This window comes from Mesorhizobium sp. M7A.F.Ca.MR.362.00.0.0 (assembly GCF_004023175.1).
Classification (GTDB): Bacteria; Pseudomonadota; Alphaproteobacteria; order Rhizobiales; family Rhizobiaceae; genus Mesorhizobium.
In genome coordinates, this window is the sequence record NZ_RZTF01001136.1 from 1 (window position 1) to 235 (window position 235).

Annotated in this window: 1 protein-coding gene; it reads right to left on the minus strand. The window is 61.3% G+C overall.

Annotated elements, in window-relative coordinates:
- Positions 1–172 (minus strand): ATP-binding cassette domain-containing protein (locus EOC06_RS45565; protein WP_128310215.1); only part of this gene is annotated, 172 nt, incomplete at its 3' end.
- Positions 173–235: the final 63 nt, after the last annotated feature.

The following is a 235-nucleotide window of genomic DNA, read 5'->3' on the forward strand; positions in this document are numbered from 1 at the left end:
GTTCGAGCATGTTGATCGCGCGCAGCAGCGTGCTCTTCCCCGCGCCGCTGGGTCCGACGATCGCCACGACCTCGCCGCGCGTGATGTCGAGCGAGACGTTCTTCACGGCGTGATGGCCGCCATAGATCACGTTGATGTTCTTGATGCGTACGATATTTTCTGCCTCGGGCATGGCTTCTTTGTCCTTGCGCTAACGCCGGTGTCCCACTGGTCAAGCCGCCGCAGTATGTGTGCC